At 70.9% G+C, this 24,547-nt stretch carries 22 protein-coding genes; 18 read left to right on the top strand and 4 right to left on the bottom strand.

The window, feature by feature from the left end; genetic code table 11:
• Positions 1-65 precede the first annotated feature (65 nt).
• The 3 genes from ACXYMW_RS03385 (at position 66) to ACXYMW_RS03375 (ending at position 4,693) form a co-directional block, all read left to right on the top strand.
• Positions 66-2,855 (top strand): TRAP transporter permease, encoded by a 2,790-nt coding sequence (locus ACXYMW_RS03385; RefSeq protein ID WP_459033879.1) that lies wholly within the window; start codon positions 66-68, stop codon positions 2,853-2,855.
• A 3-nt stretch (positions 2,856-2,858) separates the two neighbouring features.
• Entirely contained in the window at positions 2,859-3,290 is a 432-nt protein-coding gene (locus ACXYMW_RS03380; protein WP_459033878.1) for a universal stress protein, read from the top strand.
• 119 nt (positions 3,291-3,409) lie between these two features.
• The gene (locus ACXYMW_RS03375) at positions 3,410-4,693 is read left to right on the top strand and encodes a GNAT family N-acetyltransferase (RefSeq protein WP_459033877.1); all 1,284 of its coding nucleotides are present in this window, start codon (positions 3,410-3,412) and stop codon (positions 4,691-4,693) included.
• Here ACXYMW_RS03375 and ACXYMW_RS03370 read toward each other — a convergent pair.
• A complete protein-coding gene (locus ACXYMW_RS03370; protein WP_459033876.1) occupies positions 4,690-5,682 on the bottom strand; it encodes a type I glyceraldehyde-3-phosphate dehydrogenase in 993 nt (330 codons plus the stop codon). The two genes, ACXYMW_RS03375 and ACXYMW_RS03370, sit on opposite strands and share 4 nt — an antisense overlap.
• Positions 5,683-5,800: 118 nt before the next feature.
• Positions 5,801-6,667, bottom strand: coding sequence for a methylenetetrahydrofolate reductase [NAD(P)H] (metF, locus tag ACXYMW_RS03365; protein ID WP_459033875.1), 867 nt, complete (start codon positions 6,665-6,667; stop codon positions 5,801-5,803).
• A 95-nt stretch (positions 6,668-6,762) separates the two neighbouring features.
• Between metF and ACXYMW_RS03360 the strand changes: the two genes are divergently transcribed.
• Positions 6,763-7,668: a LysR family transcriptional regulator gene (locus ACXYMW_RS03360; protein WP_459033874.1), complete on the top strand. Its 906-nt coding sequence runs from the start codon at positions 6,763-6,765 to the stop codon at positions 7,666-7,668.
• A gap of 15 nt (positions 7,669-7,683) precedes the next feature.
• Here the strand turns inward: ACXYMW_RS03360 and ACXYMW_RS03355 are convergent, their stop codons facing one another.
• Positions 7,684-7,890 carry a cold-shock protein gene (locus tag ACXYMW_RS03355; RefSeq protein WP_459033873.1) on the bottom strand — a complete coding sequence of 69 codons (207 nt, stop codon included), beginning with the start codon at positions 7,888-7,890 and terminating at the stop codon, positions 7,684-7,686.
• 232 nt (positions 7,891-8,122) lie between these two features.
• Between ACXYMW_RS03355 and ACXYMW_RS03350 the strand changes: the two genes are divergently transcribed.
• Positions 8,123-8,437 (top strand): arsenate reductase family protein, encoded by a 315-nt coding sequence (locus tag ACXYMW_RS03350; protein ID WP_459033872.1) that lies wholly within the window; start codon positions 8,123-8,125, stop codon positions 8,435-8,437.
• A 57-nt stretch (positions 8,438-8,494) separates the two neighbouring features.
• Here the strand turns inward: ACXYMW_RS03350 and thrS are convergent, their stop codons facing one another.
• Complete coding sequence (gene thrS, locus ACXYMW_RS03345) at positions 8,495-10,441, bottom strand: threonine--tRNA ligase (protein WP_459033871.1); 1,947 nt, start codon at positions 10,439-10,441, stop codon at positions 8,495-8,497.
• A gap of 138 nt (positions 10,442-10,579) precedes the next feature.
• Between thrS and ACXYMW_RS03340 the strand changes: the two genes are divergently transcribed.
• From ACXYMW_RS03340 to ftsZ, 13 genes are all read left to right on the top strand, one after another.
• Positions 10,580-11,839, top strand: coding sequence for an MFS transporter (locus ACXYMW_RS03340; protein ID WP_459033870.1), 1,260 nt, complete (start codon positions 10,580-10,582; stop codon positions 11,837-11,839).
• A gap of 80 nt (positions 11,840-11,919) precedes the next feature.
• A complete protein-coding gene (locus ACXYMW_RS03335) occupies positions 11,920-12,666 on the top strand; it encodes an alpha/beta fold hydrolase (protein ID WP_459033869.1) in 747 nt (248 codons plus the stop codon).
• A gap of 8 nt (positions 12,667-12,674) precedes the next feature.
• On the top strand, positions 12,675-13,664 hold the full coding sequence (locus tag ACXYMW_RS03330; protein WP_459033868.1) for an alpha/beta hydrolase: 990 nt from the start codon (positions 12,675-12,677) through the stop codon (positions 13,662-13,664).
• A gap of 70 nt (positions 13,665-13,734) precedes the next feature.
• Positions 13,735-14,262 carry a redoxin domain-containing protein gene (locus tag ACXYMW_RS03325; protein WP_459033867.1) on the top strand — a complete coding sequence of 176 codons (528 nt, stop codon included), beginning with the start codon at positions 13,735-13,737 and terminating at the stop codon, positions 14,260-14,262.
• A gap of 150 nt (positions 14,263-14,412) precedes the next feature.
• On the top strand, positions 14,413-15,579 hold the full coding sequence (ftsW, locus tag ACXYMW_RS03320; RefSeq protein WP_459033866.1) for a putative lipid II flippase FtsW: 1,167 nt from the start codon (positions 14,413-14,415) through the stop codon (positions 15,577-15,579).
• Positions 15,580-15,633: 54 nt separating this feature from the next.
• The gene (locus tag ACXYMW_RS03315) at positions 15,634-16,758 is read left to right on the top strand and encodes a UDP-N-acetylglucosamine--N-acetylmuramyl-(pentapeptide) pyrophosphoryl-undecaprenol N-acetylglucosamine transferase (RefSeq protein ID WP_459033865.1); all 1,125 of its coding nucleotides are present in this window, start codon (positions 15,634-15,636) and stop codon (positions 16,756-16,758) included.
• Positions 16,755-18,158, top strand: coding sequence for a UDP-N-acetylmuramate--L-alanine ligase (gene murC, locus ACXYMW_RS03310; RefSeq protein ID WP_459033864.1), 1,404 nt, complete (start codon positions 16,755-16,757; stop codon positions 18,156-18,158). Before ACXYMW_RS03315 ends, murC begins: the two co-directional genes overlap by 4 nt.
• Positions 18,159-18,208: 50 nt before the next feature.
• On the top strand, positions 18,209-18,493 hold the full coding sequence (locus ACXYMW_RS03305) for a hypothetical protein (RefSeq protein WP_459033863.1): 285 nt from the start codon (positions 18,209-18,211) through the stop codon (positions 18,491-18,493).
• Position 18,494: 1 nt separating this feature from the next.
• Positions 18,495-19,421, top strand: a complete 927-nt coding sequence (murB, locus tag ACXYMW_RS03300) for a UDP-N-acetylmuramate dehydrogenase (RefSeq protein ID WP_459033967.1) — start codon at positions 18,495-18,497, stop codon at positions 19,419-19,421.
• A 99-nt stretch (positions 19,422-19,520) separates the two neighbouring features.
• Positions 19,521-20,441 carry a D-alanine--D-alanine ligase gene (locus ACXYMW_RS03295; protein WP_459033862.1) on the top strand — a complete coding sequence of 307 codons (921 nt, stop codon included), beginning with the start codon at positions 19,521-19,523 and terminating at the stop codon, positions 20,439-20,441.
• Positions 20,429-21,298: a cell division protein FtsQ/DivIB gene (locus tag ACXYMW_RS03290; protein ID WP_459033861.1), complete on the top strand. Its 870-nt coding sequence runs from the start codon at positions 20,429-20,431 to the stop codon at positions 21,296-21,298. Before ACXYMW_RS03295 ends, ACXYMW_RS03290 begins: the two co-directional genes overlap by 13 nt.
• On the top strand, positions 21,299-22,633 hold the full coding sequence (gene ftsA / locus ACXYMW_RS03285; RefSeq protein WP_459033860.1) for a cell division protein FtsA: 1,335 nt from the start codon (positions 21,299-21,301) through the stop codon (positions 22,631-22,633).
• Between the two features lie 175 nt (positions 22,634-22,808).
• Complete coding sequence (gene ftsZ, locus ACXYMW_RS03280) at positions 22,809-24,464, top strand: cell division protein FtsZ (RefSeq protein ID WP_459033859.1); 1,656 nt, start codon at positions 22,809-22,811, stop codon at positions 24,462-24,464.
• Positions 24,465-24,547: the final 83 nt, after the last annotated feature.

The raw sequence follows: 24,547 nt of genomic DNA, 5'->3' as shown, positions 1-24,547 counted from the left end.
CATCCTTTTGATCAATCACATAAGCGGTCCCGCACCGGATGGGACGACAGGTGGGGTTTAGGGCGATGAGCGACGACAAGGACCAGTTCCAGGCCGCGGCGGTCGAGCAGGGGGCCACGCACAAGCCCGGTCTCAGCCAGCAGGAACTGGACGAACTCGTCGCCTCGACCGATGCCGGCGGGCGTTCGCCGCGCGGCTGGGTCGGCATCCTGATCATGCTGGTGGCGCTGGGCTGGTCGCTCTACCAGCTCTGGATCGCCTCGCCGATCCCCTTCATGCTGGGCTTCGGGGTGTTCAACGACACCGAGGCGCGGGCCTTCCACTTGGCCTTCGCGCTGTTCTTGGGCTTCATGGCCTTTCCCGCCGCCCGCACGCCGGTGCAGCTGGGGCTCGGCGTCGCGGTGCCGGCCATCCTGACGGCGCTGTTCTGGCTCGGCGCCGCGCCCGAGGACCGCTGGTGGATTCCCATCGTCGGCGTGGTGATGATCGCCTGCGTGCTGCTGGGCTCGCCCAAGGACCGTGTGCCGCCCTGGGAATGGCTGCTGGCCGGCGCCGGCGCGGTCTCGGCGCTCTACATCTATTTCGCCTATGAGGGCATCGCCGGGCGTGTCGGCGCGCCGATCCGGCAGGATCTGGTGATCGGGGTGATCGGCCTGATGGTGCTGCTGGAGGCGACCCGCCGCTCGCTCGGCCCGGCGCTGATGATCGTCGCCACGGTGTTCCTCAGCTACACCTTCCTCGGCCCCTACATGCCGCAGCTCATCGCCCACAGCTACAAGTCGCTGGGCGTGGTCATCAACCACCAGTGGATCACCACCGAGGGCGTCTTCGGCATCGCGCTGGGAGTCTCGACCTCCTTCGTCTTCCTCTTCGTGCTGTTCGGCTCTCTCCTCGATAAGGCCGGGGCGGGCAATTACTTCATCCAGGTCGCCTTCTCGCTGATGGGCCACCTGAAGGGCGGCCCGGCCAAGGCGGCGGTGGTGTCCTCGGCGATGACCGGCCTGATCTCGGGCTCATCGATCGCCAACGTGGTGACCACCGGCACCTTCACCATCCCGCTGATGAAGAAGGTCGGCTTCAATTCCGAGAAGGCCGGCGCGGTCGAGGTGGCCTCCTCGGTCAACGGCCAGATCATGCCGCCGGTGATGGGCGCCGCGGCCTTCCTGATGGTCGAATATGTCGGCATTCCCTATTTCGACGTGGTCAAACACGCCTTCCTGCCAGCGGTGATCTCCTACATCGCGCTGGTCTACATCGTGCATCTGGAAGCGATGAAGCAGGGCATGGAGGGGCTGCCGCGGGCTTATACGCCGAAGCCCATCGTGCAGCGGCTGATCGGCATCGCCTTCATCGTCGCGGGCATCTGCGCGCTGTCGTTCGCGGTCTATTACGGCATGGGCTGGATCCGCACCGTGTTCCCCGACACCGCCGGCTGGATCCTCTTCGTGCTGCTGACCGCGGTCTATGTCGGCCTCGTCTACATCGCCTCGAAGGAGGAGATCCCGAAGCTCGACACCGAGGGCGAGGGGCCGCAGGTCCTGCCGCTGCCGGGGCCGACGGTGCGCTCGGGGCTGCATTTCATCCTGCCGGTGGTGGTGCTGGTCTGGGCGCTGATGGTCGACCGGCTGTCGCCCGGCCTCTCGGCCTTCTGGGCGGCGGCCTACATGATCTTCATCCTGATCACCCAGCGGCCCCTCCTGGCGCTGTTCCGCGGCGGGCGCGGCACCCATGGCTATCGCGGCGAGACGCTGCGCGGCTTCACCGACCTGCTCGACGGGCTGGTGACCGGCGCGCGCAACATGATCGGCATCGGCATTGCCACCGCGACCGCCGGCATCATCGTCGGCGCGGTGAGCCAGACCGGCGTCGGCTCGGCGCTGGCCGACGTGGTCGAGGTGCTGTCGGGCGGCAACATCCTCGCCATCCTGTTCCTGACCGCGATCCTGTCGCTGATCCTCGGCATGGGCCTGCCCACCACGGCCAACTACATTGTCGTCTCGGCGCTCTTGGCCCCGGTGATCGTCACGCTGGGCCAGCAGAACGGGCTGATCGTGCCGCTGATCGCGGTGCATCTCTTCGTCTTCTACTTCGGTATCATGGCCGACGTGACGCCGCCGGTGGGGCTCGCCTCCTTCGCCGCCGCGGCGGTGTCGGGGGGCGACCCGATCAAGACCGGCGCGGTGGCCTTCTTCTACTCCCTGCGGACCGCGGCGCTGCCCTTCCTGTTCATCTTCAACACCCAGCTCCTGCTGATCGACGTGGGCTGGGTTCAGGGCATCTTCGTCTTCGTCATCGCCACCATCGCGATGCTGCTCTTCGCGGCGGCGACGCAGGGCTGGTTCCTGACCAAGAACCGTATCTACGAAACCGTGCTGCTGCTGCTCATCGCCTTCACACTGTTCCGGCCGGGCTTCTGGATGGACATGGTCTATCCGCCCTACCAGCCGGTGCCCCCGACCGAGATCCAGGCCGCGGCCGAAGGCACCCCGCCGGGCGAGCCGCTGCGCCTGCGGGTGGCGGGCGTGAACGAGATCGGCGAGCCGCTGGAATTCACCGCGCTGCTGCCGCTCGAACCCGGCGCGACCGGCGCCGAACGGCTGGAGGCGGCGGGGCTCCTGTTCCGCGAGGAGGGCGACAGCCTGATCATCGACGACGTGATGTTCGATTCGCCCGCGCAGGAGGCCGGGCTGGACTGGGACCAGGAGGTGCTGCGGGTCATGCAGCCGCAGCCGCAGCCGTCGAAATACTGGATGTTCATCCCGGCGCTCCTGCTGCTCGCGCTGGTGGTCTGGATGCAGCGCGGCCGCGCGCAGAAGGCGGCGCCGGCCGGGGCCGCCCGGCAGCGGGAGGCCTGAGCCATGTTCCACACCATCCTCGTCCCCATCGACCTCGGCTCCGAGGCCTCCTGGCGCCGGGCGCTGCCGCAGGCGGTCGAACTCGCGCGGCTGTCCGGCGGCACGCTGCATCTGATGAGCGTGGTGCCCGATGTCGGCATGCCGCTGGTCGAGGGATACTTCCCGAAGGATTTCGAACGCCAGGCGCTGCAGGCGGCGAAGACCCGGCTCGACGAGCTGGCCCGCCGCGAGGTGTCCGACGAGGTGCGCCACGAGCAGCATATCCGGCTTGGCCATATCTGGCGCAACATCCGCGGCGAGATCGATGCCGTGGGCGCCGATCTGGTGGTGATGGCCAGCCACGACCCCGACACCACCCGCGATTTCCTCATCGGTTCGAACGCCGACCGGGTGGTGCGGCGGGCGCCGTGCTCGGTGCTGGTGGTCCGCGAATAGGGCGAAAGCGGGCGGGAGGTGGCGCGGGAATGTCGATCAATCTGCCCAGATTCGCCGCATTGATGCGCGACCGCTTGTGGCGCCGGGACACGCCGTCCCGGACCCGAGACGAGGCCGCGATGTCCGCCCCAGCCCAGCCCGCCGCTCTGCCGGAGCCCCCCGCCGCCGCGGATCCGCCCGACCGCGGCGCGGCCCGCGGCGTGGCGGCCGCGCCGCCGCCTGCCGGGCTCGAGGGCCTGCGCCTGCATTTCTGCGACAGCCGCGACGGCTTCGCGCAGCTCCGCCCGGGCTGGGAGGCGCTGGCGGCGCGCGATCCCCGGGCGGCGCTGTGGCACGATTGGCGCTGGCTGGAGGCGCCGCTGGCCGCCAATCCCGGGCGCTGGCAGATCGTCTCGGTGCAGGATGCGGCCCGCGGCGGCGCCCCGGTGGCGCTGTTGCCGCTGCGCCGGGAGGCGGTGTGGAACGCCGAGGCCGGGCGGCTGGAGACCGTGCTGGACGGCGCCGGGCGGCTGATCCTGTCGGAGAGCGCGGGCCTGCTTTGCGACCCGGAGCGCGCCGAGGTGGCGCTGCCGGCGCTGGCCCGGGCGCTGACGGCGCAGCGCTGGGCCCGGCTCACCCTGCGCGTGCCGGGGGCCGCGGGGCCGCTCGGCCGCCTCGCCGCGGCGCTGCGCCGGGCCGGCTGCGCGGCGCGGCTGACGACGGGGCCCGGCACGGCCGAGAGCGCGCCGCGCCGCCGCCTGCCCCTGCCGGACCGCTTCGAGACCTGGCTCGAGACCGGCCCCGAGGCCGAGACCCGGGCGCGGCTGCGGCGCCTGCTGCGCCGTCTCGCCCCGGGCGGGGGCTGGCGCGTCACGCTGACCCGGGCGGAGAGCTTCGAGCGCGATTGCGCCATCCTGCTGGCGCAGCGGCGTGCCGAGATCGCCGCGGCGCGCGGCGAGGCGACGGCCGCGGCCTTCGAGAAGGGCCAGCGCGCCCTCCTCGGCAATGCCCTGCGCTGTGACGCCCTGATGCTCTCGGTGCTCTGGGACGGGGCGCGGCCGCTGGGCGCGGTGGCGCATCTCATCGATCTCAGGGCCGGGCGCATCCGCGCCGTGCAGGGCGGCCGTGCCGCGCCCGAGGCCGGGGCTGGTGTCGGCACGCTGCTCCACGCCGATGCCATCCGGCGCGCCATCGCCGACGGCTTCGACAGCTACGATTTCGCCCCGGGCCCGGCCGCGGCGCGGGCCGGGTTCGGCGGGCGCCTGCTGGGCGCCACGGTGCTGGAGGTGGCGCGGCCGGGCGTCGACGCGCTCGACCGGCGGGACGCGGCGGCGGCGCTGCGGCGCGCGCAGACGCTGCTGCAGGACGGCGACGCCGCCGCCGCCGAGACGGCGCTGGCCCAGATCGAGCGGCTGCTGCGCTAGCGCACGGGCCGGGCCACCATGCGCCGGGCCATGTCGATCATCCGGGCGGAAAAGCCCCATTCGTTGTCGTACCAGCCGAAGACCCGGATCTGGCGGGCGTTCTGCATCAGGGTCTCGGGCAGCGCCAGGACGAGGCTTTCGGGGCGCCCGCGCAGGTCGGTGGAGACCGCCGCGTCGGTGACGCAGCCCAGGACCGGCGAGCCTTCGGCCAGCCGGGCGAGCAGGTCGGCAGGGTCGCCCGCGACCGGGCGCTCCAGCGTCAGCACCGCGTCGATCGCCGACACGCTGATCACCGGCACCCGCACCGCGGCGCCGCTGACGCGCCCGGCGAGGTCGGGCAGGATGCGCCCCACCAGCCGGGTCGCGCTGGTGGTGGTCGGCACCATGGAGACGGCGCCGGCGCGGCTGCGGGCCAGATCGCCGCGCGGCGCGTCGACCATGGGCTGGCTGCCGGTATAGCAGTGGATGGTGGTCACGTGGCCATGCGCGATGCCCTGCGCGGCGTGCAGTTCGCGCAGCAGCGGCGCCAGCGCGTTGGTGGTGCAGGAGGCGTTGGAGACGATGCGCGCGGCGCCCAGGCGCTCCTCGTTGGCGCCGAGCACGAGCGTCTCCTCGGCATCGTCGCAGGGCCCCGAGATCAGCACGTTGGCGGCCCCCGCGGCGAGACCGCGCGCGGCCTGCGCACGGGTGGCGATGGTGCCGGTGCATTCCATCACCAGATCGACGCCGGCGAGGTCGAGCGCGCCGAGATCGTTGCGCCGGGTGAGCGGCAGGCGGCGCCCGCCCACCACCAGATGGCCGTCCTCGGCGCTCACCGGTTCGGGGTAGGGGCCGAACACGCTGTCATATTTGAAGAGGTAGGCGCAGGTCTCGGGCGCGGCGATGTCGTTGACCGCCGCAATCTCGATGTCGCCGGTATCGGCCCGGGTCAGGATCTGCCGCAGCACGGTGCGCCCGATCCGCCCGAACCCGTTGATCGCGATGCGCATGTGCCAGATCCCTCCGTCCGTCCCGCCGCCGAGGCTTTGCCGAGACCGGCGGCGGGCGCAAGGGGTCGGGAGGTCGCGGGCGGCCCGGCGCGGGGAGGACGGCCGGGCCGGGGCGGCGTCAGGCCACCGCTTCGAGCTTGCCCTCGGGCGTGACGCCGATGGCGAGGCAGACGTCGCGCGTCAGGTCGGGCTTGTTGAGGGTGTAGAAGTGCAGCTTGTCGACGCCGCCGGCGATCAGCTGCTCGCACATCTCGATGCAGAGCCGTTCGGCCAGCGCCTCGGTCCGGCCCTCGGCCTCGGCCGTCTCGAAGGCCTCGATCACCCAGTCGGGGATCACCGTGCCGCAGCTCTCGGCGAAGCGCCGCGCGCCCTTCCAGTTCTCCACCGGGAAGATGCCGGGCACGATCGGCTTGTCGATGCCGGCCTTGGCGCAGGCGTCGCGGAACCGGAAAAAGGTCTCGGGCTCGAAGAAGAACTGGGTGATCGCCTCGTCGGCTCCGGCCTCGAACTTGCGCTTGAGATAGGCCACGTCGGCCTGCGAGTCGGCGGCCTCGGGATGCTTGTCGGGATAGGCGCCGACGCGGATGGTGAAGTCGAACTCGGATTTCAGCGCCGAGATCAGCTCGCAGGAATTGGCGAAGCCGTTCTCGGTCGGCACGAAGCTGTCCTGGCCCTTCGGCGGGTCGCCGCGAAGCGCGACGATGTCGCGCACGCCAACCTCGTGGAAGCCGCGGGCGATCTCCAGCGTCTCCTCGCGGGTGGCGTCGACGCAGGTCAGGTGCGCCGCGGTGCGCAGGCCGGACTGGCGGTGAATCGCCTTCACGGCGTCGCGGGTCAGTTCGCGGGTGGTGCCGCCGGCGCCGTAGGTGACGGAAACGAAACGGGGCCCGAGGGGCGACAGCCGCTGCACCGTGTCCCAGAGCCGGAAGGAGGCTTCCAGCGATTTCGGCGGGAAGAATTCAAGAGAGATTTCGGGGCGGGTCATGACGACTCCTCGTCTGCTGTTGCCCCGCTTGTGCCAGAGTGGCGGCTGTGAGACAAATTCATATAATTCAAGTCCGACATGAGGCGGATTGCGGTATGCACATCGAGTTTCGCCATCTGCGCACGATCAAGGCCATCCACGAGGCCGGCGGGGTCGCCCGCGCGGCGGAGCAGCTCAACATCACCCAGAGCGCGCTCAGCCATCAGATCAAGGGGCTGGAAGACCAGGCCGGGGTGGAGCTGTTCATCCGCCGCTCGAAGCCGATGCGGCTGTCGCCCGCGGGCATGCGGCTGCTGCGCCTGGCGGAACAGGTGCTGCCGCAGGTCGAGGCGCTGGCGGCGGAATTCGAAGGCCTGCGCAAGGGCTCGTCGGGGCGCATGCACATCGCCATCGAGTGTCATGCCTGCTTCGAATGGCTGTTCCCGGTGCTCGAGCAGTTCCGCAAGTCGTGGCCCGATGTCGATGTCGACATCCGTCCCGGGCTCGCCTTCGACGCGCTGCCGGCTCTGATGAAGGAGGAGGTGGACCTGGTGGTCTCGTCCGACCCCGAGGAGCTCTCCGGGGTGACCTTCAACCCGCTCTTCGACTACAACCCGGTCTTCGTCGCCTCGGCGCAGCACCCGCTGGCGGCCAAGCCCTATGTCGAGGCCGAGGATTTCCGCGGCGAGACGCTCATCACCTACCCGGTGGAGCGCAACCGGCTCGACGTCTTCTCGCAGCTCTTGATGCCGGCCAAGGTCGAGCCGGCGCTGATCCGCCAGGTCGAGCTGACCGCGGTGATCCTGCTGCTCGTCGCCTCCAACCGCGGCGTCGCGGTGCTGCCCGACTGGGTGGTGCGCGATGTCAAGTACAGCTCGGACTACGTCACCCGGCCGTTGACGCGCACCGGCATCACGCGCCGGCTCTATGCCGCCACGCGCGAGCAGGATGTCGGCAAACCCTACCTGTCCGAGCTGCTCCAGATCGCGCGCACGGAAGCCGTGAAGCTGCAGGCGGCGTGAGCCGGACCCGACGGTCTAGAGAGGCTGCAGGTCGGAGGCCATCATGCGTCCGTCGCGGCCCTCGCGCAGCTCGAAGCTGACCTTCTGGTTGTCGGCGAGACCGGTCAGGCCCGAGCGCTCGACCGCCGAGATGTGAACGAAAACGTCCTTGCCGCCGTCTTCGGGGGCAATGAAACCGTAGCCTTTGGTGGTGTTGAACCATTTCACGGTGCCCGTCGGCATGTTCCCGTGTCTCCTTTCCGTCGTCGTGTCGTGAACCCGGAACCTATTCCGGGCCGGTGCGGGCCAATCGTGCCGCGAAAGACGGTTCGGCGGGCGGCGCGCCGCGGGCCGGGCCGGCAGGAACGAAAGTCGCCCTCCGAGAATTGCACGGAGCTTGTAAAAATCAAGCGAAACGAGCGTGCGGTCGCCGCGCGACCGGGCTATCGCAGCTGCATGCCCAAAAGGAGGGACCATGCAGCTTTACGGATTGAAGACCTGCGACACCTGCCGCAAGGCGTTGAAGGCGCTGCCGGAGGCGGAGTTCCGCTGCGTGCGCAGCGACGGCGTGCCCGCCGAGGTGCTGGCCGCGGCGCTTGAGCGCTTCGGCCGGGATCTCGTCAATACGCGCTCGACGACCTGGCGCGGGCTCTCCGAGGCGGAGCGGGCGCAGGACCCGGCCGAGCTGCTGGAGGCGCATCCGGCGCTGATGAAACGGCCGCTGATCGTTGCGGGGGACGAGATGGCGCTGGGCTGGGGCCCGGAGACCCGGGCGCGCTTCGGCGCCTGAGCCCGGGCGCCGGCATCCGGGGGAGGCGGGCCGGGGCGGCGCGGCCGCCCCGCAGCCTCAGCGCAGGTCGGGCGGCGTGGCCTCCGCGGCGAGCCGTTCGGTGATCTCGGCGAGGCCCGCCACCTCGGTCTGCTTTTCGCCGAGACGGCGCACCGTGACCGTGCGCTCCTCGACCTCGCGGTGGCCGACGGCGAGAATCACCGGCACCTTGCCGACCGAATGCTCGCGTACCTTGTAGTTGATCTTCTCGTTGCGCAGGTCGGCCTCGGCGCGGATGCCGGCGCGGGTCAGCTCGGCCACCACCTCGCGGATGTAGTCGTCGGCCTCCGACACGATGGAGGCCACCACCACCTGCCGCGGCGCCAGCCAGAACGGCAGCTTGCCGGAATGCTCCTCGATCAGGATGCCGATGAAGCGCTCGAACGAGCCGAGCACCGCCCGGTGCAGCATGACCGGGCGGTGTTTGGCGCCGTCGGAGCCGATATAGGTGGCGTCGAGCCGCTCGGGCAGGACGAAATCGACCTGCAGCGTGCCGCATTGCCAGTCGCGGCCGATCGCGTCGGTCAGCACGAATTCAAGCTTGGGCCCGTAGAACGCACCCTCGCCGGGATTCAGCTCGAACTCGCAACCCGCGGCAATCGTGGCGCTCTTGAGAGCGGCTTCGGACTTGTCCCAGACGGCATCGCTGCCGGCCCGGGTTTCGGGGCGGTCGGAGAACTTGACCTTGAAGCCTTCGAATCCGAGATCGCGATAGATTCCCGCGAGAAAGTCGATGAACCGACGTGTTTCATCCTCGATCTGATCCTCTCTGCAGAAAATGTGGGCGTCGTCCTGGGTGAAGCCGCGGACCCGCATGATGCCGTGCAGCGCGCCCGAGGGCTCGTATCTGTTGCAGGAGCCGAACTCGGCCATGCGCAGCGGCAGGTCGCGGTAGGATTTCAGGCCCTGGTTGAAGATCTGAACGTGGCACGGGCAGTTCATCGGCTTCAGCGCGTTAACCGCCTTCTCGCGCGCATGTTCCTCGTCGACCTCGACGATGAACATGTTTTCCTGGTATTTCTCCCAGTGGCCCGAGGCCTCCCAGAGCTTGCGGTCGACGACCTGCGGGGTGTTGACCTCGACATAGCCGCCGCGGCGCTGCTGGCGGCGCATGTAATCCTGCAGGCTGGTGTAGATCGACCAGCCGTTGGGATGCCAGAAGACCTGGCCCGGGGCCTCCTCCTGCATGTGGAAGAGGTTCATCTCGCGGCCGAGCCGGCGGTGGTCGCGCTTGGCGGCCTCCTCGAGGAAGGTCAGGTGCGCCTTCAGCGCCTCGCGGTTCTTGAAGCCGACCCCGGTGATCCGCTGCAGCATCGGCCGCGACGTGTCGCCGAACCAGTGCGCCGCCGAGACGCCCATCAGCTTGAAGGCGTCGGCAGGCAGCTGGCCGGTATGCTGCAGATGCGGGCCGCGGCACAGATCCTGCCACTCGCCGTGCCAGTACATGCGGATCGGCGCGTCCTCGGGAATGCGCCCGATCAGGTCGACCTTGTAGGGCTCGCCGGTCTCCTCGTAATGCGCGATGGCGCGGGCACGGTCCCAGATCTCGGTGCGGACCGGGTCGCGGGCGGCGATGATCTCCTTCATCCGCGCCTCGATGCGGCCCAGATCCTCGGGCGTGAAGGGCTCGGCGCGGTCGAAGTCGTAGAACCAGCCGCGCTCGGTGACGGGGCCGATCGTGACCTTGGTGTCGGGCCAGATCTCCTGCACCGCGCGCGCCATGACATGGGCGAAGTCGTGGCGGATCAGCTCCAGCGCCGGGGCCTCGTCCTGCAGGGTGTGGATGGCGATCCGGGCATCCCGCTCGATCGGCCATTGCAGGTCCCAGTGGGCGTCGTCGACGGAGGCCGAGATCGCCTTCTTGGCCAGCGACTTGGAGATCGATTCCGCGACCTCGGCCGGGGTCGTGCCGGCCGGGTAGTCGCGTGCATTGCCATCGGGGAAGGTCAGGGAAATCTGGGCCAAGGCCTTGGCTCCTCGTCGGTTTGGCGCCCACGGAACGCCCGGTTGCGGGTTATGTCGGTCGGGCTATGTGACCGCCGGTAATCGGGGTGTCAAGCCGGCCGGACGGATCACCCGTCCGGGCCGCCGGGAGTGATGGGTATGACGGATGCGAGTGCGAATCGGGTGCAGCGGCTCTATGGTGGCCTGACCGACGATGAGGGCGCCGCCGATGCCCGCGAGGCCCGCAACGGGCTGCGCCACATGGCATCGCTGTCGCTGACCAAGGTGGCCGACGGGCTGCTCTCGCCCAAGCTGGTTCTGGCCTGGCTGATGCAGGCGGCGGGCGCCCCGGCGATGCTGGTGGGCCTGCTGGTGCCGATCCGCGAGGCCGGCGCGCTGCTGCCGCAGATCCTGCTGGCCGGGATGGTCGAGCGGCGGCGCCGGCGGCGCGGCATCTGGGTGGCCGGCGCGCTCGGGCAGGGGGTCGCCGCGGCCGGCATCGCCGTCGCGGCGCTGACGCTCGAGGGCTGGGCCGCGGGTCTGGCGATCTGCGCGCTGCTGGCCGCGCTGGCGGTCTCCCGCGCCGCCTGCTCGGTGAGCTACAAGGATCTCTTGGGCAAGACCGTGGAGAAGACCCGCCGCGGCGCCGTGAAGGGGGTCGCCGCCTCGGCCGCCTCGGCGGCGGTGATCGTCTTCGCCGCCCTGCTCCTGACCGGCTGGCTCGAGGGCGTGGCGCCGCTGGCCGCCGCGGTGGCGCTGGCGGCGGGGCTGTGGCTGGCCGCGGCGGCGCTTTTCGGGACGCTGGAGGAGGCGGCCTCGGAGCCCGCCGAGCGTTCCGCGCTGGACTGGTCGCCGCTGCGCGAGGACGGCAATTTCCGCCGCTTCATCGCCGCCCGGGGGGCGCTGACCGCGACCGCGCTGGCACCGCCCTACCTGGTCCTGCTCGAGGGCCGGGAGGGCGCGTTGCAGACGCTCGGGGCGCTGCTCCTCGCCTCGGCGGCGGCGGGCTTCGTCTCCTCCTATGTCTGGGGGCGGCTGTCGGATACGTCGTCGCGGCGGGTGCTGGCGCTCGCCGGCTTTGCCGGCGCGGTCGCGATGGCGGCGGCGGTCGCGGCGGGGCTCACCGGGCTCGACGCCGCGGTCTGGGTCATCCCGGCGATCCTCTTCGGGCTCCAGATCGCCTATCGCGGCGTGCGGGTCGGTCGCTCGACCTATCTCGTCGACATGGCGCCCGAGGATCAGCGGGCGCGCTACGCGGCGCTCGCCAACACGGCCATCGGGGTTCTGCTGCTCGCGGTCGGCGCCCTGAGCGGCGCGCTGGCCGCGATCGGCCCGCTCTGGGCGCTGGCCGGGCTGGCCGGGCTGTCGGTCTGCGGCGGGGTGCTGGCGCTGGGTCTCGACGAGGTCGAGACGGGCTGAGCGCCGGCCACGCGCGGGCTGGTCCCCGCCGCCGCGACGCGGCATGGTCGCCGCGACAGCGAACGGCAAAGAGGCACGGCATGGTATCCTATCTCGAGACGTCCGACGGGCGGCGGCTGGCCTACGAGGTGACCGAGGGGCGCGGACCGCTCATCGTCTTCCTGCCCGGCTACAAGTCCGACATGGAGGGCACCAAGGCCGTGCACCTGGAGAGCTGGGCGCGCGCCGGGGGACGGGCCTTCCTGCGCTTCGACTATTCCGGCCACGGCAAGTCCTCGGGCGCCTTCGAGGAGGGCACGATCGGACAATGGGCCGCGGATGCCGCCGCGGTGATCGAGGCTACGGCGCGCGGCAAGGTGGTGCTCGTCGGCTCCTCGATGGGGGGCTGGATCGGCTGCCTGCTGACCCGCCGGCTCGGACCCGAGCGCATCGCCGGGTTCGTCGGTATCGCCGCCGCGCCCGACTTCACCGAGGACAGCTTCTGGGCCGGCTTCGACGCCGCGCAGCGCCGCGCCGTGATGGAGGACGGGCAGATCGCGCTGCCCTCGGATTACGGCGAGCCCTACATCGTCACCCGGGCGCTGATCGAGGACGGCCGCGACCATCTGGTGCTGCGCGGGCCGCTGCCGATGCCCTACCCGGTGCGGCTCATGCAGGGCACCGAGGACGAGGCGGTGGCGGGCGACGTGCCGTTGCGGCTGCTGGCGCATATCGACGGCGACGATGCCCGCCTGACGCTGGTGAAGGGGGCCGATCACCGGTTTTCCGAGCCCGACTGCCTGTCGCTGATCGAGGCCGCCGTGGCCGAGATCGCCGATCGGGCCTGAACGCCGTGGTGCTGCGCGCGTTGCTTGGCCTGCTGCTGCTGGCGGCGCTCGCGGCCGCTCTCTGGGCGCTTCTGGGACGCCCCGCGCCGGTCCCCGCGCCGCGCTTCGACGCGGCCCGGCTGGAGGGCGGGGTCGCGGCCTATCTGGAGGCGCGGGAGGCCCGGTTCGACGACATCGTGCCCGGCACCGAGAAGCGGGTCATCTGGGCCGGCGCGCCCGAGGCGCGGGCGCCCTGGGCGGTGGTCTACCTGCACGGCTTCTCCGCCAGTTCCGAGGAGGTGCGGCCGCTTCCGGACCGGGTGGCCGCGGCGCTGGGCGCGAACCTCGTCTTCACCCGGCTGGCGGGCCATGGCCGCGGCGGCGCGGCGATGGCCGAAGCGACGCTCGAGGCCTGGATGGCGGACGTGGCCGAGGCGCTGGCGGTTGGGCGCCGCGTGGGCGAGCGGGTGCTGGTCATGGCGACCTCGACCGGCGCCACCCTGGCCACGCTGGCGGCGGCCGACCCGGCCCTGTCGCGGGACGTCGCCGGGATGGTGCTGCTGTCGCCGAACTACCGGCCGCGGGCCCGGGCGGCGCGGCTTTTGAACTGGCCGCTGGCGCGGCACTGGGTGCCGCTCCTGGCCGGGCGGGAGCGCGGGTTCGCGCCCGTCAACGCCGCCCAGGCGCGCTACTGGACGACGCGCTACCCGGTGGTGGCGACCATCCCGATGGCCGAGGCGGTGGCGGCGGCGAGGCGCCTCGACCCGGGCCGGATGGCGGTGCCGACGCTCTTTCTCGCCGCGCCGGGCGACACCGTGGTGGACCCCGAAGCGGCGCGCGCGATGGCGGCGCGCTGGGGCGGTCCGGCCGAGTTCGTGGAGGTCGAGGTGCCGCCGGGCAATGCCCCGGCGCGACACGTCATCGCCGGCGACATCGTGGCCCCCGACATGACCGCTCCGCTGGCCGAGAGGATCGTCGACTGGACCGGGCGGCTCGGCGCCGAGGTCACGACCCGGTGACCGCGGGAACGGCAGGGGGCGGCGCGCGCGTTCCGCCCCCAACGCAATAGCGAGACAGGAGACCGTTCCGATGACCGACATCACCCCCGGCGCCCCGCTCCCCGAGATCACCCTCGACCGGCTCGACGGCGGCAAGACCGTGTTCGGCCGCGCCGAAAACGGCTGCGACTGGCAGATGATCGTGGTGTATCGCGGCCTGCATTGCCCGATCTGCAAGAAGTACATCACGGAACTCGACAGCATGGTCGACCGCTTCCGCGAGCAGGGCGTCGACGTCGTCGCGGTGTCCGGCGATCCCGAGGACAAGGCCCGCGCCTTCGCCGAGGAGATCGGGGTCAAGCTGCCGGTGGCCTACGGGCTCGGCATCGACGACATGCGCCGGCTCGGCCTCTACGTCTCCGAGCCGCGGTCGCCGCAGGAAACCGACCGGCCCTTCGCCGAGCCCGGGCTCTTCGTGGTCAATGCAGAGGGCAACCTGCAGATCGCCGAGGCCTCGAACGCGCCCTTCGTGCGCCCCGATCTCGAGCTCGTGGCCAAGGGCATCGCCTTCATCCGCGAGAACGACTACCCGGTGCGCGGCACCAAGTTCGCCGCCTGAGGCGCGCCGCCCGCGCGGCCGACGCGCGACCCGCGCTGTCCCCCGTCCTTCCGCCCGCGCTTAAGCGCTGGCGAGAGGGCGGGGGTTTTGCTACCGTGCCCCCAGATCCGGACAACCGGGCGCGAGCAGCATTCACACAGGCGCAGTTCCATGACGGAAATGGTGTATGGCACGGTCCCCGTGCGCGACAGCGAACCGGTCCTGCCGAAATGGTGGCGGACCGTCGACAAGTGGTCCTTGTCCTTCATCCTGATCCTCTTCGGCATCGGGCTTCTGCTGGCGCTGGCGGCCTCGCCGCCGCTGGCCGAGCGCAACGGCCTGCACCCGTTCCACTACGTCCAGCGTCAGGCCTTCTTCGGCGGGCTGGCGCTGGCGGCGATGATCGTCACCTCGATGATGTCGCCGGTGCCGGTGCGCCGCATGGCGGTGATCGGCTTTCTCGGCGCCTTCGTGGCGCTGGCGCTGCTGCCGTTTCTCGGCACCGATTTCGGCAAGGGCGCGGTGCGCTGGTATTCGCTGGGCTTCGCCAGCGTGCAGCCCTCGGAATTCCTCAAGCCGGCCTTCGTCATCGTCACGGCCTGGATGATGGCGGCGAGCCAGGAGATCGGCGGTCCGCCGGGCAAGCTCTGGTCCTTCCTCCTCGCGGTGGCGATCGTGGCGATGCTGGCGATGCAACCGGATTTCGGCCAGGCCTGCCTCGTGCTCTTCGGCTGGGGGGTGATGTACTTCGTCGCGGGCGCGCCGATGACGCTGCTTCTCGGCATGGCCGGGCTGGTGGTTCTGGCCGGCACCTTCGCCTACGACAATTCCGAGCATTTCGCCCGCCGCATCGACGGCTTCCTGTCCGCCGATATCGACCCCAACACCCAGCTGGGCTATGCCACCAACGCCATCCAGGAGGGCGGGTTCTTCGGCGTCGGGGTCGGCGAGGGACAGGTGAAATGGTCGCTGCCCGATGCCCATACCGACTTCATCATCGCCGTCGCGGCCGAGGAATACGGGCTCATTCTGGTGCTCTGCATCATTGCGCTCTACGCCGCCATCGTGGTGCGCTCGCTGATCCGGCTGATGCGCGAGCGCGACCCGTTCATCCGCCTCGCCGGCACCGGGCTGGCCTGCATGTTCGGCGTGCAGGCGATGATTAACATGGGGGTGGCGGTGCGGCTCCTGCCGGCCAAGGGCATGACCCTGCCCTTCGTCAGTTACGGCGGTTCCTCGCTGATCGCGGGGGGGCTTGCGGTCGGCATGCTGCTGGCCTTTACACGTACCCGCCCGCAGGGCGAGATAGGCGACATCCTGCGCGGACGCCTGCGCTAGGAGACCGAAGGACACGAGCGGGCCCCGCGGATGCCGCCGGGCCGAAGGATGCAGATGGTCGAGAGATTGCGCCCGCCGTTGATCGTGATGGCCGCCGGAGGCACCGGCGGCCACATGTTTCCTGCCCAGGCCCTGGCCGAGGTGCTGCTGCGCCGCGGCTGGCGGGTGAAGCTGTCCACCGACGCCCGTGGCGCGCGCTACACCAAGGCCTTTCCCGAGGCGGTGGAGATCGAGGAGGTGGCCAGCGCCACCTTCGCCCGCGGCAATGTCTTCAGCCGCGCCGCGGTGCCGTTCCGGATCGCCGGCGGCACGCTGAGCGCCGCCGCGCGGATGCGCCGCGACCCGCCCGACGTGGTGGTGGGTTTCGGCGGCTATCCCTCGATCCCGGCCCTGGCGGCGGCGACGCTGCTGAAGCTGCCGCGGATGATCCACGAACAGAACGGCGTGCCCGGCCGGGTCAACGAGATCTTCGCCCGCCGCGTCGACGCGGTGGCCTGCGGCATCTGGCCGACCCGGCTGCCCGAGGGCGTCGAGGCGGTGCATACCGGCAACCCGGTGCGCGCCGCGGTGCGCGAACGCGCCGGCGCGCCCTACATCGTGCCCGGCCAGTACCCGATGTCGATCCTGGTGATCGGCGGCAGCCAGGGCGCGCGCATCCTCTCCGACGTGGTTCCGCCGGCCATCGCGGCGCTGCCCATGGACATCCTGCGGCACCTGCGGATCAGCCACCAGGCGCGCGACGAGGACACCGGGCGGGTGGCCAAGTTCTACGCCGAGCAGGCCATCGACGCCGAGGTGCGGCCGTTCTTCGACGACATCCCGGCGCGGATGAGCGAGGCGCAGCTGGTGATCTCGCGCTCGGGCGCGTCGAGCGTGGCCGACATCGCGGCGATCGGCCGGCCGTCGATCCTGGTGCCCTTCGCGGCCGCGGCCAACGATCACCAGAGCGCCAATGCCCGCGCGCTGGTCGAGGCCGGGGCGGCGATCCGCATGCCCGAGGCGCGGCTCAGCGTCGAGTCGATGACCGATGCGCTGCATGCGGTCCTTGCCGACTCGGACGGCGCGCTCCAGATGCACCGGGCGGCGCTCGGCGTCGGGCGGCCGGACGCGGCGGAGACGCTGGCCGATCTGGTCGGCGAACTGGCGGACAGACCAAGAGGCGGGGACAAGAAGCGATGAACGCGGCGACCAAGCTGCCCACCGATGTGGGCCCCATCCATTTCACCGGCATCGGCGGCATCGGCATGTCGGGCATCGCCGAGGTACTGCTGAACCTCGGCTACACGGTGCAGGGATCGGATCTGAAAGGGTCCAAGATCACCGAGCGGCTGGAAGCGCTCGGCGCGCGGGTGTTCATCGGCCAGGCGGCCGAGAACCTCGACGGCGCCGCGGTGGTGGTGATCTCCTCGGCGATCAAGCCGGGCAACCCCGAGCTCGACGCGGCGCGCGCCGCGGGCCTGCCGGTGGTGCGCCGGGCCGAGATGCTGGCCGAGCTGATGCGGCTGAAATCCAACGTCGCGGTGGCCGGCACCCACGGCAAGACCACCACGACGACGATGGTGGCGACGCTGCTCGATGCCGGCGGCATCGACCCGACGGTGATCAACGGCGGCATCATCCACGCCTACGGCTCGAATGCCCGGATGGGGCAGGGCGAATGGATGGTGGTCGAGGCCGACGAGAGCGACGGCACCTTCAACCGCCTGCCCGCCACCGTGGCCATCGTCACCAATATCGACCCCGAGCACCTCGACCATTGGGGCGATTTCGAGAAGCTGCGCCAGGGCTTCCACGATTTCGTCTCGAACATCCCGTTCTACGGCATCGCGGTCTGCTGCACCGACCACGAGGAGGTGCGGCGGCTGGTCGGCCGGGTCAGCGACCGCCGGGTCGTCACCTACGGCTTCAACGCCCAGGCCGACGTGCGGGCGGTGAACCTGCGCTACGAGAAGGGCGTGGCGCGCTTCGACGTCGCGCTGCAGGCCGAGGGCGAGACGATCGAGGATTGCTCGCTGCCGATGCCGGGCGACCACAACGTCTCGAACGCGCTCTCGGCGGTGGCGGTGGCGCGCCATCTCGGCATGAAGAAGGCCGAGATCCGCGCGGCGCTGGCCAAGTTCGGCGGCGTCAACCGGCGCTTCACCCGGGTCGGCGAGGTCGGCGGCGTCACCATCATCGACGATTACGGCCACCACCCGGTGGAGATCGCCGCGGTGCTCAAGGCGGCGCGGCAGGCCTGCGAGGGCCGCGTCATCGCGGTCCACCAGCCGCACCGCTACACCCGCCTGGCGAGCCTCTTCGAGGATTTCTGCGGCGCCTTCAACGAGGCCGACGTGGTGGCCATCGCCGATGTCTATTCCGCCGGCGAGGACCCGATCGAGGGCGCCAGCCGCGACGATCTGGTCTCCGGACTGATCCGCCACGGCCACCGCCATGCCCGCGCCCTGCACGACGAGGCCGATCTCGAACGGCTGGTGCGCGAACAGGCGCGGCCCGGCGACATGGTGGTCTGTCTCGGCGCCGGCACGATCAGCCATTGGGCCAACGCCCTGCCGGAGCGCCTGAAGGAGGCCGCCTGACCCGCGCCCCGGGCATTGCCCGGGGTCCGGAGGGTGGCGGGAGCGCCGCGATGCTTTATCTCTTGCCGCTGATCTGCCTCGTGGTCGCGGGCCTCGCCGGTCGGGCGGCGCTCCTCGCCGGACATCGCCGCGCCGCCATGATCTGGAGCGCGGCGCTGGTTCTGGCGCTGGCCGTGACGCTGGCGACCGGCGACGGGGCTGAGGGGCCGGGCGGCGCGGTGCTGGTCTATCTGGTGCTGCTGCCGGCGCTGATCGGCACGGCTTTGGGCGCGCTGGCCGGCCATCGCGGAGGCCGGGCCGGCCGGCAGGACAGGCAGAAGGGACGCCATGACTGAGATGATCGAGATGCCCGAGGTGCGCGGCCGGCTGAGCCGCGACAAGCCGCTGAGCGACCTGACCTGGCTCCGGGTCGGGGGGCCGGCGGACTGGCTGTTCCAGCCCGCCGACCTCGCGGACCTGCAGGACTTCCTGGCCGCGCTGCCCGCAGGGGTCGAGGTCTTCCCGATGGGCGTCGGCTCCAACCTGATCGTCCGCGACGGCGGGCTGCGCGCCGTGGTGATCCGGCTCGGGCGCGGCTTCAACGGCATCGAGATCGACGGCGGCCGGGTCACCGCGGGGGCGGCGGCGCTCGACGCGCATGTGGCGCGCAAGGCGGCCGCCGCGGGGACCGACCTGACCTTCCTGCGCACCATCCCCGGCGCGGTCGGCGGCGCGGTGCGGATGAATGCCGGCTGCTACGGCACCTATGTCGCCGACGCCTTCGTCTCGGCCCGGGCGGTGACCCGGGCGGGCGAACTGGTCACGCTGAGCGCCGCGGACCTGAACTTCCGCTACCGCCAGACCGACCTGCCCGAGGGCTGGGTGCTGGTCGAGGCGACCTTCGAGGGCCCGGCGGGCGATCCCGCGACGCTCGAGGCGCGGATGGCGGAGCAGCTGGCCCGGCGCGACGCCAGCCAGCCCACCAAGGAGCGCACCGCCGGCTCGACCTTCCGCAACCCGGCCGGCTTCTCCTCGACCGGGCGCGACGACGACGTGCACGACCTCAAGGCCTGGAAGGTGATCGACGAGGCCGGCATGCGCGGCGCCCGCCGCGGCGGCGCCGTGATGAGCGAAAAGCATTCCAACTTTCTGGTGAATGCCGACAATGCCAGCGCCGCGGATCTCGAATTGCTGGGCGAGGATGTCAGAAAAAAGGTTTTTCAATCCAGCGGAATACGGCTAGATTGGGAAATCATGCGGGTCGGCGAACCGACTCCGGGCTGAGGGCGGGCCAACCGCCCCGGCACGACAAGCGACCGCAGGCAGGTTGCACCATAAAAACAAGGGTTCCGCGCGCTGCGCGAGAATCCGATCAACGAGGCTTTGGGGATGTCGAGCAGGACACACCCGAAAGTGGCGGTATTGATGGGCGGCCCCTCGGCGGAACGCGAGGTGTCGCTGTCGTCCGGTCGCGGATGTGCCGCCGCTTTGCGGGAAGAGGGATACGAGGTGGTCGAGGTCGATGCCGGCCCCGACCTCGCTGCGCGTCTCGCCGAGATCTCCCCCGACGTCGTCTTCAACGCCCTGCACGGCCGCTGGGGCGAGGATGGCTGCGTGCAGGGCCTGCTGGAATGGATGCGCCTGCCCTACACCCATTCCGGCGTGCTGGCCTCGGCGCTGGCGATGGACAAGCAGCGCTCCAAGGCGGCGTTCCGCGCCGCCGGCCTGCCGGTGGTCGAGAGCCGCCTCGCCGCCAAGGCCGAGGTCATGGCCGGGCACGTCCTGGTGCCGCCCTACGTCGTGAAGCCCAACAACGAGGGCTCCTCGGTCGGGGTCTACCTGGTCGACGAGGCGGCCAACGGCCCGCCGGTGCTGGGCGCGGAGATGCCCGAGACGGTGATGGTCGAGACCTACGCGCCGGGCCGCGAGCTCACCACCACGGTGATGGGCGACCGGGCGCTGACGGTGACCGACATCCTGACCGACGGCTGGTATGATTACGACGCCAAGTACCGCCCCGGCGGGTCGCGCCACGTGGTCCCGGCGGAGGTCCCGGCGCCGGTCTTCGAGGCCTGCCTCGACTATGCGCTCCGCGCGCACCGGGCGCTCGGCTGCCGCGGCATCAGCCGCACCGATTTCCGCTGGGACGAGCGCCGCGGGCTCGAGGGGCTGATCCTGCTCGAGACCAACACCCAGCCCGGGATGACGCCGACCTCGCTCACCCCCGAGCAGGGCCAGGCGGTGGGCATGAGCTTCGGCGCGATGTGCCGCTGGCTGGTGGAGGACGCCTCGTGCCACAGGTGACGCGCAGCGATCCGGCCCCGTCGAAGCTGCGCTACCGGCTGCAGCGCATGATGCTGACGCCGCTCTATCGCGGCCTGCTGCGCTTCGGCCTGCCGGTGCTGCTGGTGGCCGGAACGGCGGGCGCCTGGTTCGCCGATGCCGGCCGCCGCGACGCCTTCGCGCAGACCGTCGCCGATCTCCGCGCCATGGTCGAGGAGCGGCCGGAATTCATGGTCAAGCTGATGGCGATCCACGGCGCCTCGGATTCGGTCGGGCAGGACATCCGCGAGGTGCTGGCGATCGATTACCCGATCAGCTCCTTCGACCTCGATCTCGACCAGATGCGCGAGACCATCGTCGGCCTCGACGCGGTGCGCGGGGCGCGGCTGCGCATCCGCCAGGGCGGGGTGCTGCAGGTCGATGTCGACGAACGGGTGCCGGCGCTGCTGTGGCGCGGCGCCGACGGGCTGGAGATGCTCGACCGCGAGGGCGTCCGGGTGGGGCCGGTGGCCAGCCGCGCCGAGCGTCCCGACCTGCCGGTGATCGCCGGCACCGGCGCCGACCGCGCGGTCGCCGAGGCGCTGGATCTCTACGCCGTGTCGGGCCCGCTGTCGGACCGCATGCGCGGGCTCGAACGGCGCGGCGAGCGCCGCTGGGACGTGGTGCTGGACCGCGACCAGCGCATCCTGCTGCCCGAAACGGGCGCGGTGCGCGCGCTGGAGCGCGCCATCGCCATGCACGAGGCCGTCGACATGCTGGCGCGCGACCTGATGGTCGTCGATCTGCGCCTCGCGGAGCGGCCGACGCTCAGAATGACACAGCATGCGCAGGAAGAACTCTGGCGCATCAAGGCGATTGAGGCAGGGGACAAAGAATAGATGATCGAACTCTACGAATCCCAGCGGGCCATGCGCAACATGCGCCGGGCGGCGATGCAGCGCGGTGTCATCGCCATCCTCGATGTCGGCACCTCCAAGATCGCCTGCCTGGTGCTGCGCTTCGACGGCACCGAGAAGTTCGGCGAGCACGAGGGCATCGGCAGCCTTGCCGGGCAGTCCGGGTTCCGGGTCATCGGGGCCGCCACGACGCGGTCGCGGGGCGTGCGCTTCGGCGAGATTAGCGCCATGGGCGAGACCGAGCGCGCGATCCGAACCGCGGTGCAGGCGGCGCAGAAGATGGCCCAGATCCGCGTCGACCACGTCATCGCCTGCTTCTCCGGCGCCGAGCCGCGCAGCTACGGGCTGAGCGGGCAGGTCACGCTGCAGGGCACCACGGTCAGCGAGCAGGACGTGGCGCGCGTGCTGTCGGCCTGCGACGTGCCGGATTTCGGCGATGACCGCGAGGTGCTGCACGCCCAGCCGGTGAACTTCGCGCTCGACCACCGCTCCGGGCTCAGCGATCCGCGCGGCCAGATCGGCCACGAATTGGCCACCGACATGCACATGCTGACCGTCGACGGGCTGGCGGTGCGCAACCTCGCGCATTGCGTCAAGCGCTGCGACCTCGAGCTCGCCGGCATCGCCTCCTCCTCCTATGCCAGCGGCATCTCGGCGCTGGTCGAGGACGAGCAGGAGCTCGGCGCGGCCTGCATCGATCTGGGCGGCGGCGCCACCGGCGTGTCGATCTTCATGAAGAAGCACATGATCTATGCCGACGCGGTGAAGATGGGCGGCGATCACGTCACCGGCGACATCTCCATGGGCCTGCAGGTGCCGATGGCCACGGCCGAGCGCATCAAGACCTTCTACGGCGGCGTCGTGGCCACCGGCATGGACGACCGCGAGATGATCGAGATCGGCGGCGATACCGGCGACTGGCACCACGACCGCCGCACCGTCAGCCGGGCCGAGCTGATCGGTATTATGCGCCCCCGGGTCGAGGAGATCCTCGAGGAGGTGCGGGCACGGCTGGATGCCGCCGGCTTCGAGTACCTGCCGAGCCAGCAGATCGTGCTGACCGGCGGCGGCAGCCAGATCCCCGGACTCGACGGGCTGGCCTCCAAGATCCTCGGCCAGCAGGTGCGTCTGGGCCGTCCGCTGCGCGTCCACGGCCTGCCGCAGGCCGCCACCGGGCCGGGCTTTGCCAGCGCCGTGGGGCTTTGCCTCTTCGCCGCGCATCCGCAGGACGAATGGTGGGACTTCGAGATTCCGGTGGAGCGGCTGCCGGCGCGGTCGATCCAGCGCGCGGTGAAATGGTTCAGGGACAACTGGTAATCGCTAGATGTACGGGACTCGCGGATACCGGGGAGAAAACCGCCCGAATCCGGCCATATTTGGTGGGATTCTCGCGAATTTTTCGTGACGGAGCCTGTTTCCGGCGTTAATACTGGCTTAAACAGGCGGAAAGCGGGGTCGCGAACGGCCCGATAAGCAGCAGGCGGACAAAGCGATGACATTGAACCTATCGGTGCCCGGGCACGAGGAACTCAAGCCGCGAATCACGGTCTTCGGCGTCGGCGGCGCCGGCGGCAATGCCGTGAACAACATGATCGAGAAGCGCCTCGACGGCGTCGATTTCGTCGTGGCGAACACCGATGCCCAGGCGCTGCAGCAATCGATGGCCGAGAACCGCGTGCAGCTCGGGGTCAAGGTCACCGAGGGTCTGGGAGCGGGCGCCCGCGCCTCCGTCGGCGCCGCCGCGGCCGAGGAATCGATCGAGCAGATCGTCGATCACCTGGCCGGGGCGCATATGTGCTTCATCACCGCCGGCATGGGCGGCGGCACCGGCACCGGCGCCGCCCCGATCATCGCCCAGGCCGCGCGCGAGCTTGGCGTGCTGACCGTCGGCGTGGTGACCAAGCCGTTCCAGTTCGAGGGCGGCAAGCGGATGCGGCAGGCCGAGGCCGGTGTCGAGAACCTGCAGAAGGTCGTCGACACGCTGATCATCATCCCGAACCAGAACCTGTTCCGCCTGGCCAACGAGAAGACCACCTTCACCGAGGCCTTCGCGCTGGCCGACGACGTGCTCTACCAGGGCGTCAAGGGCGTGACCGACCTGATGGTGCGTCCGGGCCTGATCAACCTCGACTTCGCCGACGTCCGCGCGGTGATGGACGAGATGGGCAAGGCGATGATGGGCACCGGCGAGGCCGAGGGCGAGGACCGCGCCCTGCAGGCCGCCGAGAAGGCTATCGCCAACCCGCTGCTCGACGAGATCAGCCTGAACGGCGCCAAGGGCGTGCTGATCAACATCACCGGCGGCCATGACCTGACCCTGTTCGAGCTCGACGAGGCGGCCAACGTGATCCGCGAGAAGGTCGATGCCGATGCCAACATCATCGTCGGCTCGACCCTCGACGAGAGCATGGAAGGCCGGATGCGCGTCTCGGTGGTCGCCACCGGAATCGACGCCACCGACGTGAACTCCGAGATCCCGGTGCCGCGCCGGTCGCTGCGCGAGCCGCTGCGCCAGTCGGTCGAGGCCGAGGACGTGGCCCACGCCGCCCCGCCGCCGGTCGAGAGCCGCCCGGCCGTCGCGCAGGCCCCGGCCCGCCGCGCCGCGCCCCAGCCGGCCCCGGTGGCCCGCCAGCACGAGGTCTACGAGGACGAGGAGCCGTCGCTCTTCGAGAGCATGGGCCAGCCGCAATCGCCGCGCGACCAGCTCTTCGAGGACGAGGGCGATGACGGCCTGCCGCCGCCGGCCTACCGTCCCCAGGTCGCCGAGTTCGAGCCGCGTGCCGCCAGCATCGAGGCCGAGGACGCGCCGGAGCCGCAGCCGGCCCCCCGCGCGGCCCCCGGCACGCCCAGCCCGGAAGCCCTGGCACGGCTGCAGGCCGCCGCCGGACGGGCCCGCGGCGAGGCGCCCCAGGCGGCCGCCCGCGCCCCGGCGCCGGCCTCCGAGACCGAGCGCCCGCGCTTCGGGATCAACTCGCTGATCAACCGCATGACCGGCCATGCCGAGGCCAGCGGCGGCGGCCAGGCCGCGGCGGCGCGGCGCCAGCCGGTGGTCAAGACCCACCGCCCGGACCCGGTCGTCAACGAGGATGCCGAGCGCGACGAGGACCGCATCGAGATCCCCGCCTTCCTGCGTCGGCAGGCCAACTGACGCCTCGAGAGCTTTTCGAACCCGCGGCGACGCCCCCTCTTCGGAGGGGGCGTTTTCCGTTGCGGAACAAGGCGCTTGCAGAT

Source organism: Roseivivax sp. CAU 1761 (genome assembly GCF_054482755.1).
The sequence above is the reverse complement of the archived record's forward strand: the minus strand, read 5'-3'. Positions and strand labels throughout refer to the sequence as shown.

What these genes read in the sequence shown, in the direction of transcription:
- ACXYMW_RS03385 (WP_459033879.1), top strand. Translation starts at nt 66, where the DNA reads ATGAGCGACGACAAGGACCAGTTCCAGGCCGCGGCGGTCGAGCAGGGG.
- ACXYMW_RS03380 (WP_459033878.1), top strand. Translation starts at nt 2,859, where the DNA reads ATGTTCCACACCATCCTCGTCCCCATCGACCTCGGCTCCGAGGCCTCC.
- ACXYMW_RS03375 (WP_459033877.1), top strand. Translation starts at nt 3,410, where the DNA reads ATGTCCGCCCCAGCCCAGCCCGCCGCTCTGCCGGAGCCCCCCGCCGCC.
- ACXYMW_RS03370 (WP_459033876.1), bottom strand. Translation starts at nt 5,682, where the DNA reads ATGCGCATCGCGATCAACGGGTTCGGGCGGATCGGGCGCACCGTGCTG.
- metF (WP_459033875.1), bottom strand. Translation starts at nt 6,667, where the DNA reads ATGACCCGCCCCGAAATCTCTCTTGAATTCTTCCCGCCGAAATCGCTG.
- ACXYMW_RS03360 (WP_459033874.1), top strand. Translation starts at nt 6,763, where the DNA reads ATGCACATCGAGTTTCGCCATCTGCGCACGATCAAGGCCATCCACGAG.
- ACXYMW_RS03355 (WP_459033873.1), bottom strand. Translation starts at nt 7,890, where the DNA reads ATGCCGACGGGCACCGTGAAATGGTTCAACACCACCAAAGGCTACGGT.
- ACXYMW_RS03350 (WP_459033872.1), top strand. Translation starts at nt 8,123, where the DNA reads ATGCAGCTTTACGGATTGAAGACCTGCGACACCTGCCGCAAGGCGTTG.
- ACXYMW_RS03340 (WP_459033870.1), top strand. Translation starts at nt 10,580, where the DNA reads ATGACGGATGCGAGTGCGAATCGGGTGCAGCGGCTCTATGGTGGCCTG.
- ACXYMW_RS03335 (WP_459033869.1), top strand. Translation starts at nt 11,920, where the DNA reads ATGGTATCCTATCTCGAGACGTCCGACGGGCGGCGGCTGGCCTACGAG.
- ACXYMW_RS03325 (WP_459033867.1), top strand. Translation starts at nt 13,735, where the DNA reads ATGACCGACATCACCCCCGGCGCCCCGCTCCCCGAGATCACCCTCGAC.
- ftsW (WP_459033866.1), top strand. Translation starts at nt 14,413, where the DNA reads ATGACGGAAATGGTGTATGGCACGGTCCCCGTGCGCGACAGCGAACCG.
- ACXYMW_RS03315 (WP_459033865.1), top strand. Translation starts at nt 15,634, where the DNA reads ATGGTCGAGAGATTGCGCCCGCCGTTGATCGTGATGGCCGCCGGAGGC.
- murC (WP_459033864.1), top strand. Translation starts at nt 16,755, where the DNA reads ATGAACGCGGCGACCAAGCTGCCCACCGATGTGGGCCCCATCCATTTC.
- ACXYMW_RS03305 (WP_459033863.1), top strand. Translation starts at nt 18,209, where the DNA reads ATGCTTTATCTCTTGCCGCTGATCTGCCTCGTGGTCGCGGGCCTCGCC.
- murB (WP_459033967.1), top strand. Translation starts at nt 18,495, where the DNA reads ATGATCGAGATGCCCGAGGTGCGCGGCCGGCTGAGCCGCGACAAGCCG.
- ftsA (WP_459033860.1), top strand. Translation starts at nt 21,299, where the DNA reads ATGATCGAACTCTACGAATCCCAGCGGGCCATGCGCAACATGCGCCGG.
- ftsZ (WP_459033859.1), top strand. Translation starts at nt 22,809, where the DNA reads ATGACATTGAACCTATCGGTGCCCGGGCACGAGGAACTCAAGCCGCGA.